Consider the following 17,599-nt stretch of genomic DNA (forward strand, 5'->3'; position numbering starts at 1 on the left):
TGGTCCCCGTACGCCACAAGCTATGAAGCCTTAACTATGAATAGGAGACACCCGTGTCAGATGCCCAACAGATCACCCTCATCGTCGATGGCGAAGAGACCAAGGTGACGGAAGGGACTACCGGCGCGGAACTCTTCTTCGAGCGCCGCGACGTCGTTGTAGCCCGTGTCAATGGTGTACTCAAGGACCTTGACCAAGTCCTCACCGAGGGTGCAGACGTCGAGGGCGTCACCATCGATTCCCCTGATGGACTCAACGTTCTCCGCCACTCCACAGCGCACGTCATGGCGCAGGCCGTCCAGCAGTTGCGCCCCGAGGCCAAGCTCGGCATCGGCCCGTACATCACTGACGGCTTCTACTTCGACTTCGACGTCGCTGATCCGTTCACCCCGGAAGACCTGCGCACGCTGGAAAAGATGATGCAAAAGATCATCAACCAGAACCAGAAGTTCGTTCGCCGTGTAGTCACCGAAGAAGAAGCCCGCGAAGCGATGGCCAACGAGCCCTACAAGCTGGAGCTGTTGGGCAAGAAGAACGACGCAAGCGACGCGGCCGAAGGCGTCAATGTCGAGGTCGGCGCGGGCGACATCACGATCTACGACAATGTGGATCGCAAGAGCGGCGAGAGCATCTGGTGCGATCTTTGCCGCGGACCGCACCTGCAGAACACCAAAATCATCTCCAACGCTTTCGCGTTGACCCGTTCATCTGCGGCATATTGGCTCGGCAACCAGAACAACCAGCAGTTGCAGCGCATTTACGGCACCGCGTGGCCCACCAAGGAAGCCCTCAAGGCATATCAGGAACGCATAGCTGAAGCTGAGCGCCGCGATCACCGCAAGCTCGGCGTCGAACTGGACCTCTTCTCCTTCCCGGATGAGCTGGGCTCCGGCCTCCCTGTGTTCCACCCCAAGGGCGGCATCATCCGCAAGGCAATGGAAGATTACTCCCGTCAACGCCATGTGGACGCCGGTTATGAGTTCGTCTACACCCCGCACATCACCAAGGGACACCTCTACGAGGTTTCAGGCCACCTTGACTGGTACAAGGACGGCATGTTCCCGGCGATGCAGGTGGACGCCGAATTCAACGAAGACGGCAGCGTGCGGAAGCCTGCGCAGGATTACTACCTGAAGCCGATGAACTGCCCCATGCACAACCTGATCTTCCGCTCCCGGGGCCGATCTTACCGCGAACTTCCGCTGCGCCTTTTTGAATTCGGTTCGGTGTACCGGTACGAGAAGTCCGGGGTTGTGCACGGGCTGACCCGTGTCCGTGGCATGACACAGGATGACGCCCACATCTACTGCACCCGCGAGCAGATGAAGGACGAGCTCACCACCACCCTGAACTTCGTCCTTGGCCTGCTCAAGGACTACGGCCTGGACGACTTCTACTTGGAGCTCTCCACCAAGAACGAAGAGAAGTTCGTTGGTGACGATGCCGCCTGGGAGGAAGCTACACGCACTTTGTCCGAGGTCGCAGAGGCTTCCGGTCTGCACTTGGTACCGGACCCGGGTGGAGCAGCATTTTACGGCCCCAAGATCTCCGTTCAGGCAAAAGATGCTCTGGGCAGGACCTGGCAAATGTCCACCATTCAGCTGGACTTCAACCTGCCCGAGCGTTTCGAATTGGAATACCAGGCTGCCGACGGCACGCGCCAACGCCCCGTCATGATCCACCGGGCCCTTTTCGGTTCCGTGGAACGCTTCATGGGTGTTCTCACCGAGCACTACGCCGGGGCATTCCCTGCATGGCTCGCTCCTGTACAGGTAGTGGGCATCCCCGTCGCCGAGACGTTCAACGACTACATGTTCGACGTCGTCGGCCAGCTCAAGGCTGCCGGAATCCGTGCCGAGGTGGATATCTCCTCGGACAGGTTCCCCAAGAAGATCCGCACAGCCAGCAAGGACAAGATCCCGTTCGTCCTGATTGCCGGCGGCGAGGATGCGGAAGCCGGTGCGGTGTCGTTCCGTTTCCGGGACGGCAGCCAGGACAATGGAGTGCCCGTGGCCGAGGCGGTCCGCAGGATCGTTGACGCCGTCAAGAACCGCGAGAGCTGACGGAACGGACACAGAGACGGTGCAGGAGAACACAGGCGCGGCAGCTGACCTTCCGAGCGATGCCGACGTCACCGATGACTTCGGATTGGCAGGCGTACCGGACGCGTTTCAGCGCCTGTGGACTCCGCACCGTATGGCCTACATCAAGGGCGGGCAGGATCAATTCAAGAACAAGGACGACTGCCCGTTCTGTGTAGGACCCACACGCTCAGATGAGGAATCCCTCATCGTCTATCGGGGACGGACCTGCTATGTGGTCCTTAACCTGTTCCCGTACAACCCCGGTCATTTGTTGATCTGCCCCTACCGGCACGTACCCGACTACACGGACATCACAGTGGAGGAAACGGCCGAGTTCGCCGACCTCACCCAGACGGCAATGCGGGTGCTGCGGAAAGTTTCCAATCCGAGCGGCTTTAATCTGGGCATGAACCAAGGCGTGACCGGTGGTGCCGGTATTGCAGCGCATCTCCATCAGCACGTGGTTCCGCGCTGGGGCGGGGATGGAAACTTCTTCCCGATCATCGCCCAGACCAAGGCCATCACGCAGACACTCGATGAGGTCCGCAAGCTTGTGGCCGAAGCCTGGCCGGGGGAGTCGAATGCTCAATAGGCATGCGCGCGGCTTTTTCACTTCACTCTTTACTCCTCTAGCGCGATGGCTCCTGAGGATCGGTGTGTCTCCTGACGCCGTGACCATTGCAGGGACCGCAGGCGTGATATTGGGCGGACTCGTCCTCTACCCGTTGGGCTTTTTGTGGTGGGGTTCGGTTGTGGTCGCCTTCTTCGCATTTTCAGATGTCGTAGACGGAATCATGGCGAGGCTTCAGGGGCGGAGCGGCGGCTGGGGCAATTTTCTGGATTCCACTTTGGACCGGCTTGCCGATGGTGCGATATTTGCCGGCCTGACTATCTGGTTTTTCACCGGAGGTGAGGATCCGGCGATAGGTTCTGCAGCAGTCATCTGCCTGGTTCTTGGAATGGTTGTTTCCTACGCCCGGGCCAAAGCGGAGTCCTTGGGCTACCAAGCGAGCGTCGGGATCGCAGAGCGTGCAGAGCGCTTGGCGTCCGTGCTGCTCGTCACGGGGCTCACGGGATTGGGTCTGCCGCCGGTTGTATTGTTCGGGACCCTGATCCTCCTTGCCTTGGCAAGTGTGGTGACGATCGTCCAACGGATGACCGCCGTTCGCCGACAGGCCATGGCCGAAGCCGATGGAACTGCTGCAGCATAAACGCCGTGGGTCAACGCTTGCCGGGGGAACTGGTTGGCAAACCAAAATCGTTCCTCTCCGGTTGTGCACCTGTCCTACCAGAGCCCGCTTTATTGCCCTTCGAGGCAGTAATGAATGTACTGCCACCATGCAAGGTGCGACTACTATTACTAGTACTTGGTCACCTTGACCTGAAACCCGGTGTGCGCTGATTGCGGTCGTGTGGCTGCGCGCGCCTCCGGCAAAACGGTCGTTTATCTACCCATAGGGGTTTTTGTGTCTACACCAGATGTAAGCAACGAAGCCGGTTCGTCCGCGAACAGCGTCACGGGCAGCAACCGCGTTAAGCGGGGCATGGCGGAGATGCTCAAGGGCGGCGTCATCATGGACGTCGTTAACGTCGAGCAGGCCCGCATCGCCGAGGATGCCGGTGCCGTGGCTGTCATGGCACTCGAGCGTGTCCCGGCCGATATCCGCGCCCAGGGCGGCGTGTCCCGCATGTCCGATCCCGACATGATCGATGCGATCATCGCCGCCGTGTCCATCCCGGTCATGGCCAAGGCCCGCATCGGCCACTTCGTCGAAGCCCAGGTCCTGCAGTCCCTCGGTGTTGACTACATCGACGAGTCCGAGGTCCTGACGCCGGCGGACTACATCAACCACATCGACAAGTGGAACTTCACCGTCCCGTTCGTCTGTGGTGCCACCAACCTCGGTGAGGCTTTGCGCCGCATCAACGAAGGCGCGGCGATGATCCGTTCCAAGGGCGAAGCCGGTACCGGCGATGTTTCCAACGCCACCGGTCACATGCGCAAGATCCGCTCCGAGATCGCCAAGCTCGCCGCCCTGCCCGAGGACGAGCTCTACGTCGCGGCGAAGGAGCTGCAGGCCCCGTACGAGCTGGTCAAGGAAGTTGCCGCCACCGGCAAGCTCCCCGTGGTCCTGTTCACCGCCGGTGGCATCGCTACCCCGGCTGATGCTGCCATGATGATGCAGCTCGGCGCCGACGGCGTATTCGTTGGTTCCGGTATCTTCAAGTCCGGTAACCCGGCAGAGCGCGCCGCCGCCGTCGTGAAGGCCACCACGTTCCACGACGATCCCGATGTCATTGCCAAGGTCTCCCGCGGCCTGGGCGAAGCCATGGTGGGCATCAACGTCGACGACATCCCGCAGCCCCACCGCCTCGCAGAGCGCGGCTGGTAAGCCGCACTTAAGTCTCGGACAGCGGCAATCCTCTGCGTGCTATTCCCCGCGCCCCGTTGGCAGCTAAGTAGCTGCTCAGGGCGCGGGGCCCCTTTTACGCACACTGCCGGATCGCCCCTGCCCTCAGCTTGAGGTGCTTGAGGTTATGAACGACGCCGGACGGTCGCCTTATGAGGTGAGCGTCCGGCGTCGTTGTGTTTAGTTGAGGCCGCGGCGCTTTAGCAGGGGGGCCAGGTCGGCGTCATGGCCTCGGAATGAGCGGAAGGATTCCAGCGGATCGCGGCTGTTACCTCGTGAGAGCAGCTCCGAGCGGAAGTGATCGCCGTTCGCCCGTGTGAGGCCACCGTTGTGCTTGAACCATTCCACAGTGTCGGCGTCCAGCACCTCGCTCCAGATATAGGAGTAGTAGCCCGCTGCGTAACCCGAACCGGCGAAGATGTGTTGGAAATACCCCGTGCGGTACCTCGGCGGGATCAGCGGGTGCGTGATTGCCGCATCAGCCAGCGCCTTGGCTTCGAACGCGAGAACGTCCTCCGGGACTTCGGACTCGGACAGCACGTGCCACGCCACGTCAAGGAGCGCCGCCCCGAGATATTCGGTAGTTGCGAACCCTTCTCCCCACAACAATGACTCATTGAGTTTGTCCACGGTGTCCTGGGGGAGTGCCTCCCCCGTGGAGTAATGGCGTGCATAGTTGGCCAGGACCTCGGGCCACATGATCCACATTTCGTTGACCTGGGACGGATATTCCACGAAGTCGCGCGGTACGGACGTTCCGGAGAACCGTGGATAGGTGACATCGGAAAAGAGCCCGTGCAACGCGTGGCCGAATTCGTGGAAAACGGTACGGACCTCGTCCAAGGACAGCAATGTAGGCTCGCCGGGAGCCGGCTTGGTGATGTTGAGGTTGTTGATGACCACGGACTGGGTTCCCAGCAGGCTGGACTGTTCCACGAGGGAATTCATCCAGGCACCTCCGCGCTTTGACTCCCGGGTGTAGTAGTCGCCCAAGAAGAGGCCGAGGCCGCTGCCGTCTTGATCACGGACTTCCCAGACACGGACATCCGGGTGATAGCCGTCAAGGTCTTCCCGCTCACTGAAGGTAACCCCGTACAGCTTGGTCGCCGCATGGAAGACCCCGTCGTTGAGTACGGTTTCAAGGCTGAAGTAAGGCCGGAGTGCTTGCTCGTCCACCTCAAACTTCTCCTGGCGGACCCGGGCTGAGTAGTACGCCCAATCCCACGGCTCAAGTTGGTGGCCGGCGGATTCGGCCAAGGCTTGTGCTTCCGACTCAGCGTTGCTCAGGGCAGCCGGAGCGAGCCGGCCCAGCATCGCCTGTACTTCGCTGAAACCTGGCGCAGTCTGCTGGTCCACTACCAGCTCAGCGAAGTTGGCAAACCCCAAAAGTGTGGCTTTCTCGGCCCGCAAACGTGCAGTAGCTTTCACCAGGTCGCGGACATCCAAGGTGCCGCCATCGGCGCCGCGAGCCAGGGACGCTTCATACAGGCGACGGCGGATGGTTCGGTTCTCCAGTGACGCCAAGGCGGGTTGGTTGCTGGGTAGGATCAGCGTCAGTAGGTACTTGCCATCATGCCCGGCAAGCTTTGCAGCTTCTGCAGCGGCGGAAACCATTTCGGGCTGCAGCCCGGTCAGATCTTCGGCGTCGTCAAGGAGCAGGGCGGCGGACTTCATGCCTTCCTTGACGCGCTGGCCAAACTCGGTGCCCAAGCGGGACAGCTCCGCGTTGACTTCACGCAAGCGGTGCTGCCCGGCGTCATCGAGCTGAATTCCGGACTGTCGGAACTCCTTGAGGTACTCCTCCACCAATCGGGAGGCTTCCGCATCCAGGCCGATGGTTTCTATGGCGGCAAACCGCTCGAAGAGCGCGCGGTTCATATAGACAGCATCCTGATGTGCTGAGAACTTGGGTGACAACTTTGTCTCAAGCGCTTTGATGGCCTCTGAAGCATCCGCGGAAACGAGAGTGAAGAACGCTGCCGCAGCCCTGTTGAGGAGAAGTCCGGACCGCTCCATGGCCAAGGCTGTGTTCTCCAAGGTGGCGGGCTCCGGGTTGTCCGCGATCCGCGAAATTTCCTGGAGATGCGAAGCCAAGCCCACCTCTACGGCCTCGGCGTAGTGCTCTGCTGAAATGCCGGCGAAGGGCGGAAGCCCGTAAGGCAGCGGGCTGGAACTCAAGAGTGGATTGGTCATGAAGCGACTCTTTCACGTAAGAATCGTGTCCTCAAGAGCGGCACGCCCTGTTCCTCCGGGCTTCCGCCGTAGGATGAAAGTCATGGGCAAAATCACATTTTCCGCGGCCTGGTACCGTCCTCAGAAGGCGGCACTCGTGCTGGGCGCGATGGCGCTCACCCTGTCCTTGAACGCCTGCGGTGTCATTTCCGAAACTGAAAACTCGAACCGCAGCAGCGCCGCTTCGGCCCCGGTAACGGAAACCCCGGCTCCAACGCGTACACCTGCGCCAAACCCGACTCCGGGCAAGGGGCCCGCTTGCCCGGAATTACGCTGCACCTCCATCACGGTGACAGGCGACATGCTGGTTCACACCCAGCTCTGGCAACAAGCTAGAGCTGACGCCGCGGCGGCAGGTCTTCCCGGCTACACATTCGTCCCACTTCTTGAAGGACAGCGTCGCTACATTCGCAACAGCGACCTCGCCATTTGCCACCAAGAAACGCCCGTTGCTTCTCCGGAAGGGCCGTTCTCTGCCTACCCGTCCTTCAACGTGCCGCCGCAAATCATCACTGCTTCCAAGGACGTCGGCTACCAGGCCTGCACTACAGCGAGCAACCACACCATTGACCGCGGGACCGAAGGTTTGCTCCGGACACTGGATGCTTTGGATGCAGCGGGCCTGAAGCACACGGGGTCCTACCGCACGGAAGCGGAGTCCAAGGAAATACTGATGCTCCAAACGGACGCGGCCAAGGTGGCCGTCATCATTGGAACGTATGGCCACAATGGGCAAATCCCGGAATACCCGTGGCTGGTGGACGAGCTGGACCCGGCGGCCATGATCGCGAAGGCGACCCAGGCGAAGGCACTTGGGGCTGACATTGTCCTTGGCGTCATGCATGCCGGGGACGAGTACGCCAGCGAAGCCAATGCCCAGCAGCAGGAGGTTGCTCACGCGTTGGTGGACAGCGGACAGTTCACCATGATCTACGGACACCACACCCACTCGGTGCTGCCTATCGAGAATTACAAAGGCACGTGGATCGTGTATGGGCTGGGCAACGGCGTCACTGAATTGTCACCGTGGTACGTCGCCAATAACGAAGGGCTGCTCGTCAGGGCACAGTTCAGCCAAAACGCTGCAGGTACTTGGGCTGCTTCGGATCTCGCCTGGGCTCCATCAGTCATCGTTCGCGATCCCTATCGCTGGTGCTCGGTAGCCAGCGACGCACCCCAGGGAGTCTGCGCTACACCTGCGGCCGACGCTGAGACCTACCAGCGAACCAAAGCGGTGGTTGAGTCCATGGGCGCAGCAACTGCAGGCGCACACGAACTACTGATCACCAAGGAAAAGTAACTTCTACCTCGGCCGGCGGGCGGCGTGTTCCCGCGCAAGGCGCGCGTAACCGTCGTCGGGCCTTCCAGGCACGAAAGTACCGAATTTACGTTCGGCCGCCGTGCGGATCAGGAAGTCCGCAATGGCCGGGTTCTTCGGCAGCAATGAACCGTGAAGGTAGCTCGCTACAACGTTGTTGTAGCGGGCGCCCTCATGCCCGTCTTTGCTGTTGTTGCCCGCGCCCTTGGTGACAGTGCCGAGAGGCTCGACGCCGGGACCCAGGGTAGTTTGCCCGCTGTGGTTCTCGTAGCCCAGGATGTCGCCAAATTCGGCAGACTTCATGGTCACGTTGCCGATGAGTCGCTCGTCGGTTCCGTGGGTTTCGACGTCAAGGATGCCAATACCGGGAATGACGGGCCCTGTGCTGGTCTTGAAGAACTTGCCGAAAAGTTGATACAGCCCACAAATCACCAGCATGGGGGCACCTTCGTCGGCGAGCTGCTTCAGCTGTCCGGCGCGCGCCTGGAGGTCGTCCTGGATGACCAATTGGCCGCTGTCCTGCCCGCCGCCGCCCACAATGATGTCCACGTCGTCGGGGAAGTCGTCGCCCACGTTGTACTCAAGCAACTCCGGGGTGTAGCCATGCCACTTAATCCGTTGCTTAAGGACCAGGGCGTTGCCCCAGTCACCGTAGATGTTCATTTCCCGCGGGTAGAGCTGGAGAACGCGGATGGTGCCCTTGCTGGGCTGTGAGTCAGGCGTGGGTTGTGCTTCCGAGGTCATGAGACCACCTCAACTATGGTGATTTTGGCCAGTTCACGGCGAATGGCGAGCATGGAGGTGTACGTGCAGAAGATGCGTTTGGGCTTGCCCCGCGAGCCGTCTATGAAAGCCCGAAGAGCTGCGGTGATGTCAGGTTCCACGACTCCGAAGTGCACGTCGTCGTACTGGAGGCGCAGCGCCATATCGTAGGCGCGGACACCGGTGAGGACCTCAACGCCGTCTTCCCGCAGGGAATCGAACTCAACGTCCCAAAGCCAGGACATGTCCCTGCCGTCGGCGTAGTTGTCGTTGATGGCAATCATGGTGGCGTACCCACCGGCAGGGAAGGACTTCAGTCCGAGACGGAACCCGCTGGGGTTCTTCACGAGAACCAGCTCCAAGGGCTGTCCATCCACCGTGAGGCTTTCACCGCGGCCGAACGCGGGAGCAACTTCTCCCAAAGATTTCACGAGTTTGGGCGTGTCAACGGGGCCGGTTCCCAGGATGGCCCGCGCCAGCGACAATGCCGCCGCAGCATTGAAGATGTTGTAGACGCCGCGCAGTTTCATGGTTGTGGTGACGGTTTCGCCGTCGAACTCAAAGTCAGCGTCCTGGGCACCTACCCGGCGAAGTACGACGTCGGCAGCCGGCAGGTCTACGTCGTCACCGGTTTCTGCGGCAACCGAGGTTCCTGACGGGGAAGGGCCGATCGCCGTGGTGCGCATCTCGTCGTCGTTGGGAAAAGTGCTGCGCAACGATTCGTCGAGACCGAAGTACCTGATCTCGGGGTGGTGTACGGCGTCCAAGGTGTTGAGGGCGTTGGCAATCCGGGCGACACGGGGGTCCTCCCGGTTGAGGACCACCGTGTCATTGGTCTTGGAGGCGATGTGCTCCAGCAAACGGGCGGTCTTGTCGATTTCACCGAAGCGGTCCAATTGGTCGCGCAGGACATTCAACAGGAGGCTGAAGCGGGGCTCCACTTTATTGACGAAGTGCACGGCGTGGGCCTCGTCAAGTTCCAGAATGGCGATGTCCGCGTCGAGGCGTCCACGCCAATCCACGTCGCCTAAGAGTGAGGCGGCTACGCCCCGGGTGAAGTTGCTGCCGCTGCGGTTGGTGAAGACCTTCAAGCCTTGGCTCTCAAGGAGTTCAACCACCATCTTGGTGGTAGTGGTTTTACCGTTGGTGCCGCTGACCACGGCTACGCCAAGGGGGAGCGACGCCAGCGTTCGCTGCATGAAGCCGGGGTCGATTTTCTCGACTACCAAGCCGGGGAAAGCTGAGCCTCCACCCCGGAGCCGGGACAGTGTGCGGACCAGCTTGCCGAGGGGGACGCTGAAGGAAAGCATGCTCTGTAATATATCCCAGTCAGGGCATGGAACCCTGACTGCCGGTAATGCCTGGTGGCCGCAAACGGCGTAACGGAAGGCTTGGGCCACTATGATGGTCGAATGACCAACCCCCTTTCCGACGCTTCGTCACGCGTGGGTTCAGGACTCCGGATCGGCGTGCTGGCTCTCCAGGGCGACTTCCGCGAGCATATCCACGCTGTGGAGGCCGCTGGTGCCACCGGCGTGGGTATCCGCCGCCCGTCAGAGCTCGACGACATCGACGGCCTGATTATTCCAGGCGGCGAATCCACCACCATTGACAAACTCTCCCGGATCTTCGAAGTCCGTGACCCCCTTCAAAAGCGCATCGCGGAGGGACTTCCCGTCTACGGCTCCTGCGCCGGCATGATCCTGTTGGCCGATGAAATTGCGGACCCGGCTACGGACCTGGACGGAAATCCCCAGCAGACTTTTGGCGGATTGGATATTACTGTCCGCCGAAATGCCTTTGGACGCCAACGCGAGTCCTTCGAAACCGACCTCGATTTCAAGGGGTTGGATTTCAGTGCGGGGGAGTCCGGTGTGGATCCCGTTCACGCAGTATTCATCCGCGGCCCCTGGGTGGAACGCGTAGGTCCAGGCGTCGAAGTCCTTGCCCAGGTTGACCCCGACCACGCCAGCCACACGGCTACTTTGCATGGAGTGGCTAGAATTGTTGCAGTGCGTTCCGGCCAATTGCTGGCCACCTCCTTCCATCCGGAAGTGACGGGAGAGAAACGCGTGCATGAACTCTTTATTCGAATGATCAGAGGAGAAGCGTAAAGCATGTCAGGCCACTCCAAATGGGCGACCACCAAGCACAAGAAAGCCATCATTGACGGCAGGCGTGCAAAGTCGTTCGCGAAACTGATCAAGAACATCGAAGTTGCTGCCCGCATGGGTGGCCCGGACCTCGCCGGCAACCCAGGCCTGGAACTCGCCGTCACCAAGGCCAAGAAAACCTCGGTTCCCAATGACAACATCGACCGTGCCATCAAGCGTGGGGCAGGCCTCACCGGCGAAGTGGTGGACTACACCGAAATCATGTACGAGGCCCGCGGTCCGCAGGGCTCGGCTTTGTTGATTGAATGTTTGACCGACAACAAGAACCGTGCTGCTTCCGAGGTACGCCTGGCAATCTCCCGCAACGGTGGCACCATCGCCGATCCCGGTTCCGTGAGCTACCTCTTCGCCCGGAAGGGCGTTGTGGTGCTGCCCAAGAACGGCCTCAGCGAAGACGACATTCTGATGGCGGTCCTGGAGGCTGGAGCCGAGGAAGTCAAGGACAGCGGCGAAAACTGGGAGATTCACTCCGAGCCCTCCGATCTTCAGGCCATCCGCGACGCCCTGAAAGAAGCGGGTATCGACTACGAAACCGATGAAGCCGAATTCGTTCCGTCCATGCAGGTGGACCTGGACGTTGACGGTGCCAAGAAGTTCATGAAGCTCGTGGATGCGCTGGAAGACCTGGACGATGTCCAGAACGTCTACAGCAACGCGGACCTCAGCGAGGAAGTGCAGGCTGCCCTCGACTCCGAGTAGTCGGGTGCAGCGCAGTTACTTTGACAGCTAACAGGAAGGCCCGGAATTGACTCTTCGCGTATTGGGAGTCGATCCGGGCCTTACCCGTTGCGGCATCGGTGTTGTGGACATCGAGAAAAACCGCAGGGCCACCATGGTGGCCGTGGGTGTGGTTGGCACGTCGGCGGAACTCACGCTGGACAAACGATTGCTGGTCATCGCCCAGGCAATTGATGAGTGGCTCGACCGTCACGAGCCGGATGTCGTCGCCGTCGAACGCGTTTTTTCGCAGATGAACGTGAGCACGGTAATGGGTGTGGCCCAAGCCTCAGGCGTCGTCATCGCTGCGGCCGCACGCCGTGGCATCCCCGTCGCGTTGCACACACCGTCGGAGGTCAAAGCCGCGGTAACCGGCAGCGGCACGGCCAACAAGGATGCCGTAACCAAGCTGGTGACCAAGATTTTGCGCCTGGATGCTCCACCCAAGCCCGCTGACGCGGCGGACGCCCTCGCGTTGGCACTAACGCACGCCTGGCGTGCAGGCAGCGGAATGGGCGCCGCATCCGGCAACAGTTCCCTGACGCCGGCGCAGAAGGCCTGGGCCGACGCCGAAGCAAAAGCGCGCCGCAAACGGTGATTGTCGGCTGCTCTTGCTAGGGTATTCGTAAATATGTTCGGATAGTCCGCTTTGGCCGCAATATTACGGCGACGGAGCAGGCAGTATTTCAGGAGCCGGGTCTTGATCAGTTTTCTCCGTGGAAACGTAGCCCACGTTGGTTTGTCCACCGCTGTTATCGACCTCAACGGTGCGGGTATGAGTGTCTATGCCACACCGCAGACCTTGAGCCACCTCAAGACCGGAAGTGAAGCCAAACTCTTCACCTCCATGATCGTCCGGGAAGACTCCCTCACGTTGTTCGGTTTCGCGGACGACGACGAACGCGAAGTCTTCGACGTCCTCCTCAGCGTCAGCGGGGTTGGCCCGCGGCTTGCCCTCGCCGTTCTTGCCGTGCATGAACCCGAAGCTATCCGGGTTGCTGCACACACCGGCGACAGCAAGACATTCACCAAGGTGCCGGGTATTGGTCCGAAGGTGGCCGGCCGTATCGTCCTGGAACTGGCCGGGAAGTTGGTCCCGCACGGAACCAGCACCGGCACTGCTCCCGCCGCAGCCCCGAACGCCGAATGGAAGCCTCAGGTAGTCGCCGCCATGACCAGCTTGGGATGGTCAGAGAAGGACGCCAACGGCAGCATCGACAAAGCCATGGCTGATTCGCCGGAACTCGTGGACGCCGGAAACGTGGCCCAGATACTTCGCGCTACGCTGCGCTGGCTTGGCCAGGACGGGGCGCGCGCAGGAAACCGCGTAGGCAGCCGTGGCTGAGCCATCACTCGTCAGCGGGGGAGAAGAACCGGAAGAGCGGGTCATCGAGGCCGCTCTCCGTCCCAAGAACCTGCACGATTTTGTGGGACAGCACCGGGTCCGCAAGCAGCTTGCTTTGGTGCTTGAGGCCTCAAAGATGCGAGGCCGCAGCGCCGACCACGTGTTGATGTCCGGGCCTCCAGGACTCGGCAAGACCACGCTTGCCATGATCATCGCGGCCGAAATGAACGCACCACTGCGTATCAGCAGCGGACCTGCCATCCAGCACGCCGGAGATCTCGCAGCCATCCTTTCCTCGCTCTCGGAGGGCGAGGTCCTGTTCCTTGACGAAATCCACCGCATGTCCAGGCCCGCAGAAGAAATGCTGTACATGGCCATGGAGGACTTCCGTGTGGACATCGTGGTGGGCAAGGGAGCGGGCGCAACTGCCATTCCCTTGGAGCTGCCGCCCTTCACCCTGGTGGGCGCCACCACCCGCGCAGGTCTTCTTCCGGGGCCTCTGAGGGACCGATTCGGTTTCACCGGGCACCTTGAGTTCTATTCGGTGGCCGAACTCGAGCTTGTCCTCCGGCGCTCGGCAGGGCTCCTGGACCTGAAGGTGAACTCTGCAGGCTTTACGGAGATTGCGGGCCGTTCCCGGGGAACACCCCGCATAGCCAACAGGCTCCTCCGCCGGGTTCGCGACTGGGCCCTCGTTCACGGCATTGAGCAAATCGACGCCCGTTCGGCGTCAGCAGCCTTGGATATGTACGAAGTAGACGAGCGGGGCTTGGACAGGCTGGACCGGTCCGTTCTGGAAGCCCTGATTACCAAGTTCAACGGTGGTCCCGTCGGCTTGTCCACCTTGGCCATTGCCGTGGGTGAGGAACCCGAAACGGTGGAGACCGTAGCTGAGCCTTTCTTGGTCCGCGAGGGACTTTTGGGAAGAACGCCGCGGGGTCGCATCGCCATGGCGTCCGCTTGGACGCACCTGGGCTATGCAGTCCCGGCAGGAGTCTTCGGCCAAGAGACGCTTGCCCTGTTCGGTGAGGACGAAAACCACGCCGAAAGCGTAGATACTGTCGGTTAACACGCTGTGTTCAGCTTTTCCCACTAGACTGGTATGACGCTCGGCACGTTCGAGTCCTTGATCCATGCCCGCTACGGGGATCTGCCAGGGACGTTGCCGTGAACCAAAACGTAAGTACAGAACGGAACTTCCCTGTGGATCCAATGACCATATTGCTGTTCGTCATGCTTGGACTCTTTGTCTTCATGATGTTCCGCCGCAACAAGAAGACCCAGCAGCAGCAGGCTGAAATGCAGTCCAAGTTCGCTCCGGGTGTCGACGTCATGACCAGCTTCGGTCTCTTTGGCCGCATCGTGTCCATCGACGAAGCTGAGAACAAGGTTGTCATCGAGCTTTCGCCGGGCAACCAGGCTACGGTTCACCGCCAGGCAGTCACCAAGGTGGTCGAAACCACCCCCGAAGAAGCGCCGGTTGTTCCGGACGACGCTTCTTCCCTGACCGCCGCGCAGACTGAAGCTCCTGCCGCCGTCGAGACCCCGGAAGAAACCATCGCGCGCCTCAACAAAGAGGACAAGAAGGACAACTAGCACCGTTAGTCGCGGCGACACCGCGCAAGGCAACTTCTACGGCAGCGGAGAGCCGCCGGCAGACGCTCACAAGCGTCGGCCGGCGGCTGTCCGGCGATAACAGGAAGATCGATAATGGCACGGACCGGCCCCAAAAACTCAGCCCGCAGGGTGCTGACCTGGCTTGGAGCAATTTTCGTTGTACTAACAGCTGTCCTGGCTGGTGGAGTAGTAACTGGCAATGCCAGTTGGGCTCCCAAGCTTGCTCTGGACCTTGAAGGCGGAACCCAGATGATCCTGGCCCCCAGGGTGGAGGGTTCCAGCGAGATCAATGAAGAGCAGCTCAACCAGGCAGTTGCCATCATCCGGCAGCGAGTTGACGGCTCGGGTGTTGCCGAAGCCGAAATCAGCACCCAGTCGGGCCGCAACGTGGTGGTCAGCCTTCCGGGAACACCTTCCAAGGAAACCCGCGACCTGATTCAGGCTTCTGCCGACATGAACTTCCGGCCGGTGATCACCTACGGTGACCCGGCGGCTGTCCCGGCCGAGCAGCGCACTCCGGATGACCAGCTGCCCAAGCCCAGCGCGGAGCCGGCCAACGCCAGCGACATCAACTGGGTAACGGCGGATATCGTCAAGGAATTCGAGGCGCTGGACTGCGTGAATCCCTCCCCGGAGAAGCGCGAGCGTTCGGATCCTGCCAAGCCGTTGGTAACCTGCGAGGCAGCTACCGCCCAGACTCCCGCGATCAAGTACATCCTTGGTCCGGTGGAAGTCAGGGGCCAGGACATCAGTGATTCCACCTTCTCCCAGGTCCAGGGCGCACAGGGCTCCGTGACCAATTCCTGGGGTGTGAACATCGTCTTCAACGCGGATGCAACGGCGAAGTTCAAGGCAGTCACAGAGCGGCTCAACCAGTTCTATGCTGCAGCACAATTGCAGGGTTCTGATGATCCCAAGTCCCAGTTCGCGATCGTCCTTGACGACAAAGTAATTTCGGCGCCGCGCGCCCTTGCTGTCATCACCGATGGAAAGCCGCAGATCACGGGCAACTTCACCCAGGCTTCCGCCAAGGCCCTGTCTGACCAGTTGCGCTACGGCGCCTTGCCCATCAGCTTCGAGATCCAATCGCAGGAGCAGATCTCTGCCACCCTGGGTGGCGACCAGCTTCGCCTTGGTCTGCTCGCAGGCATGATCGGTTTGTTGCTGGTAGTTGTGTACTCGCTGTTCCAGTACCGTGCCTTGGGTCTTGTCACCATCGCTTCCCTTGTGGTGGCGGGTGTCTTGACCTATCTGGCCATCGCCATCCTTGGATGGACGGAAAACTATCGTCTCTCCCTGGCAGGCGTAGCAGGTCTGATCGTGGCCATTGGCCAGACTGCGGACTCGTTCATTGTCTACTTCGAACGCATCAGGGATGAGCTGCGCGAGGGCCGTGGACTCGTTTCCGCGGTGGAGAATGGATGGAAGCGCGCCAAGCGAACGGTGCTGGCTTCCAAGGCGGTCAATCTCTTGGCCGCAGTTGTCCTCTACTTCGTGGCTGTGGGCAACGTCCGTGGCTTCGCGTTCACGCTCGGCTTGACGGCAGTTGCCGACCTCATTGTGGTGTTCATGTTTACGCACCCCACGCTGCAGCTCCTGGCGCGCACTAAGTTCTTCGGCGAAGGTCACAGGTTCTCCGGGCTTTCCCCTGACCGTTTGGGCGCAGTTCCCCTGTACCGGGGGGCGGGGCGCCTCCGTACGCCTGAGGAAAAGCCTGCCGTGGTTCGCGCACGCAACACCGGTGCCGCAGCCGAAGCCGAACGACGCATGACCATCGCCGAGAGGCGCCTTGCCGAGAAGGGCCAGCTCACTGGTACTTCCAACGGCACCAAGGAGGAGAAGTAATGACGACGAGCTTCGCAACCTTCGGCCATGAGCTCTACACGGGCAAGCGCTCATACAACTTCGTAAATTCGAAGAAGATCTGGTTCATCATTGCGGCCGTCGCCGTAGCCCTCTCTATCCTCATCCCGGTGGTCAAGGGTGGTTTCAACCTTGGCATTGAGTTCCGTGGCGGCTCGGAGTTCACCGTTTCCAACGTGAGCACCACCGACGCGAGCCTCGGCGAAAAGGCCGTGCACGACGTCGTTCCCGGCGCCATTCCGCGCGTCGCGAACGTTGCCGGCAACACCATGCGGATCCAGACGGACCAGTTGACAGACGACGAGACGAACCGCATCAAGGACGGCCTCACCAGCGCCTACGGAGTCACGGAAAACGAAGTGACCTCCAACTTCGTGGGTCCCACCTGGGGCCAGGATGTCACCCGACAGGCGCTCATCGGCTTGGTGGTGTTCGTTGGTTTGGCGGCTGTCTTGATGGCCCTGTACTTCAGGACCTGGAAGATGTCGTTGTCGGCGTTGGTGGGCATGTTGGTCACCATGTTTATTACAGCGGGCATCTACGCCCTCAGTGACTTCGAAGTCACGCCGTCGGCGATTATCGGATTCCTGACGGTCCTCAGCTACTCGCTGTACGACACCGTGGTGGTGTTCGACAAGATTCGTGAAAACACGGCGGATATCACCACGTCCACCCGCCGCACGTTCGGTGAAGAAGTCAACCTGGCGATCAACCAAACTCTGGTCCGCTCCATCAACACCATGATGGTGGCTGTCCTCCCGGTAGCAGCAATCCTGTTTATCGGTGCAGGCCTCCTGGGCGCTGGCACGCTGCGGGACCTTTCCCTGGCGTTGTTCGTGGGCATCATCATTGGTACGGCTGCCACGATCTTCATTGCGGCGCCCTTGTACGCGTGGCTGCGCCAAGGTGAGCCGGAACTCGTGAAGCAAGCCAAAAAGGTTGCGCACCGCAGGACTGAAGCCACAGTCTAGGGCCTGGTCAACCCCGTTGTTTCGCCGGAAGCCGGCCTCCGCATCAGTGCGGAGGCCGGCTTCTTGACTTGCTTGAGTCATTGTCATGTGCTGCCCGGTTGCAGA

General features: G+C 60.8%; 16 protein-coding genes. 13 read left to right on the forward strand and 3 right to left on the reverse strand.

Annotated features, from left to right (window positions below; genetic code table 11):
- The first annotated feature begins 53 nt into the window (after positions 1 to 53).
- The 4 genes from thrS (at position 54) to pdxS (ending at position 4,477) form a co-directional block, all read left to right on the forward strand.
- Positions 54 to 2,063, forward strand: coding sequence for a threonine--tRNA ligase (gene thrS / locus AC1RJY_RS09990; protein ID WP_011774991.1), 2,010 nt, complete (start codon positions 54 to 56; stop codon positions 2,061 to 2,063).
- A 19-nt stretch (positions 2,064 to 2,082) separates the two neighbouring features.
- Entirely contained in the window at positions 2,083 to 2,676 is a 594-nt protein-coding gene (locus AC1RJY_RS09995) for an HIT family protein (protein ID WP_011774990.1), read from the forward strand.
- Positions 2,666 to 3,295, forward strand: a complete 630-nt coding sequence (gene pgsA, locus AC1RJY_RS10000) for a phosphatidylinositol phosphate synthase (RefSeq protein WP_043470332.1) — start codon at positions 2,666 to 2,668, stop codon at positions 3,293 to 3,295. The genes AC1RJY_RS09995 and pgsA overlap by 11 nt, the downstream gene beginning before the upstream one ends.
- 255 nt (positions 3,296 to 3,550) lie before the next feature.
- Positions 3,551 to 4,477 carry a pyridoxal 5'-phosphate synthase lyase subunit PdxS gene (gene pdxS, locus AC1RJY_RS10005; protein WP_014921993.1) on the forward strand — a complete coding sequence of 309 codons (927 nt, stop codon included), beginning with the start codon at positions 3,551 to 3,553 and terminating at the stop codon, positions 4,475 to 4,477.
- Between the two features lie 198 nt (positions 4,478 to 4,675).
- On the opposite strand, the gene AC1RJY_RS10010 is transcribed toward pdxS, so the two are convergent.
- On the reverse strand, positions 4,676 to 6,688 hold the full coding sequence (locus AC1RJY_RS10010) for a M3 family metallopeptidase (protein WP_498602236.1): 2,013 nt from the start codon (positions 6,686 to 6,688) through the stop codon (positions 4,676 to 4,678).
- A 73-nt stretch (positions 6,689 to 6,761) separates the two neighbouring features.
- On the opposite strand from AC1RJY_RS10010, the gene AC1RJY_RS10015 reads away from it, so the two are divergent.
- Positions 6,762 to 8,027 (forward strand): CapA family protein, encoded by a 1,266-nt coding sequence (locus AC1RJY_RS10015; RefSeq protein ID WP_498602294.1) that lies wholly within the window; start codon positions 6,762 to 6,764, stop codon positions 8,025 to 8,027.
- A gap of 3 nt (positions 8,028 to 8,030) precedes the next feature.
- Here the strand turns inward: AC1RJY_RS10015 and AC1RJY_RS10020 are convergent, their stop codons facing one another.
- Together AC1RJY_RS10020 and AC1RJY_RS10025 are read right to left on the reverse strand one after the other, a co-directional pair.
- Positions 8,031 to 8,789, reverse strand: coding sequence for a type 1 glutamine amidotransferase (locus AC1RJY_RS10020; RefSeq protein WP_011774986.1), 759 nt, complete (start codon positions 8,787 to 8,789; stop codon positions 8,031 to 8,033).
- Complete coding sequence (locus AC1RJY_RS10025; RefSeq protein ID WP_498602237.1) at positions 8,786 to 10,117, reverse strand: Mur ligase family protein; 1,332 nt, start codon at positions 10,115 to 10,117, stop codon at positions 8,786 to 8,788. The genes AC1RJY_RS10020 and AC1RJY_RS10025 overlap by 4 nt, the downstream gene beginning before the upstream one ends.
- A 102-nt stretch (positions 10,118 to 10,219) precedes the next feature.
- Between AC1RJY_RS10025 and pdxT the strand changes: the two genes are divergently transcribed.
- The 8 genes from pdxT (at position 10,220) to secF (ending at position 17,494) form a co-directional block, all read left to right on the forward strand.
- Entirely contained in the window at positions 10,220 to 10,921 is a 702-nt protein-coding gene (pdxT, locus tag AC1RJY_RS10030; RefSeq protein WP_014921990.1) for a pyridoxal 5'-phosphate synthase glutaminase subunit PdxT, read from the forward strand.
- A gap of 3 nt (positions 10,922 to 10,924) precedes the next feature.
- Complete coding sequence (locus tag AC1RJY_RS10035) at positions 10,925 to 11,680, forward strand: YebC/PmpR family DNA-binding transcriptional regulator (protein WP_011774983.1); 756 nt, start codon at positions 10,925 to 10,927, stop codon at positions 11,678 to 11,680.
- Between the two features lie 46 nt (positions 11,681 to 11,726).
- On the forward strand, positions 11,727 to 12,296 hold the full coding sequence (gene ruvC / locus AC1RJY_RS10040) for a crossover junction endodeoxyribonuclease RuvC (RefSeq protein WP_011774982.1): 570 nt from the start codon (positions 11,727 to 11,729) through the stop codon (positions 12,294 to 12,296).
- Between the two features lie 102 nt (positions 12,297 to 12,398).
- Complete coding sequence (ruvA, locus tag AC1RJY_RS10045; RefSeq protein WP_498602238.1) at positions 12,399 to 13,043, forward strand: Holliday junction branch migration protein RuvA; 645 nt, start codon at positions 12,399 to 12,401, stop codon at positions 13,041 to 13,043.
- Positions 13,036 to 14,112, forward strand: a complete 1,077-nt coding sequence (ruvB, locus tag AC1RJY_RS10050) for a Holliday junction branch migration DNA helicase RuvB (protein ID WP_498602239.1) — start codon at positions 13,036 to 13,038, stop codon at positions 14,110 to 14,112. Before ruvA ends, ruvB begins: the two co-directional genes overlap by 8 nt.
- Before the next feature lie 143 nt (positions 14,113 to 14,255).
- A complete protein-coding gene (gene yajC, locus AC1RJY_RS10055) occupies positions 14,256 to 14,639 on the forward strand; it encodes a preprotein translocase subunit YajC (RefSeq protein WP_024816850.1) in 384 nt (127 codons plus the stop codon).
- Positions 14,640 to 14,753: 114 nt separating this feature from the next.
- Positions 14,754 to 16,505 carry a protein translocase subunit SecD gene (secD, locus tag AC1RJY_RS10060; protein ID WP_498602240.1) on the forward strand — a complete coding sequence of 584 codons (1,752 nt, stop codon included), beginning with the start codon at positions 14,754 to 14,756 and terminating at the stop codon, positions 16,503 to 16,505.
- The gene (gene secF, locus AC1RJY_RS10065) at positions 16,505 to 17,494 is read left to right on the forward strand and encodes a protein translocase subunit SecF (RefSeq protein WP_498602241.1); all 990 of its coding nucleotides are present in this window, start codon (positions 16,505 to 16,507) and stop codon (positions 17,492 to 17,494) included. Before secD ends, secF begins: the two co-directional genes overlap by 1 nt.
- The last annotated feature ends 105 nt before the right edge of the window (positions 17,495 to 17,599 follow it).

Source organism: Arthrobacter sp. GW822-FHT05G07, assembly GCF_058799755.1.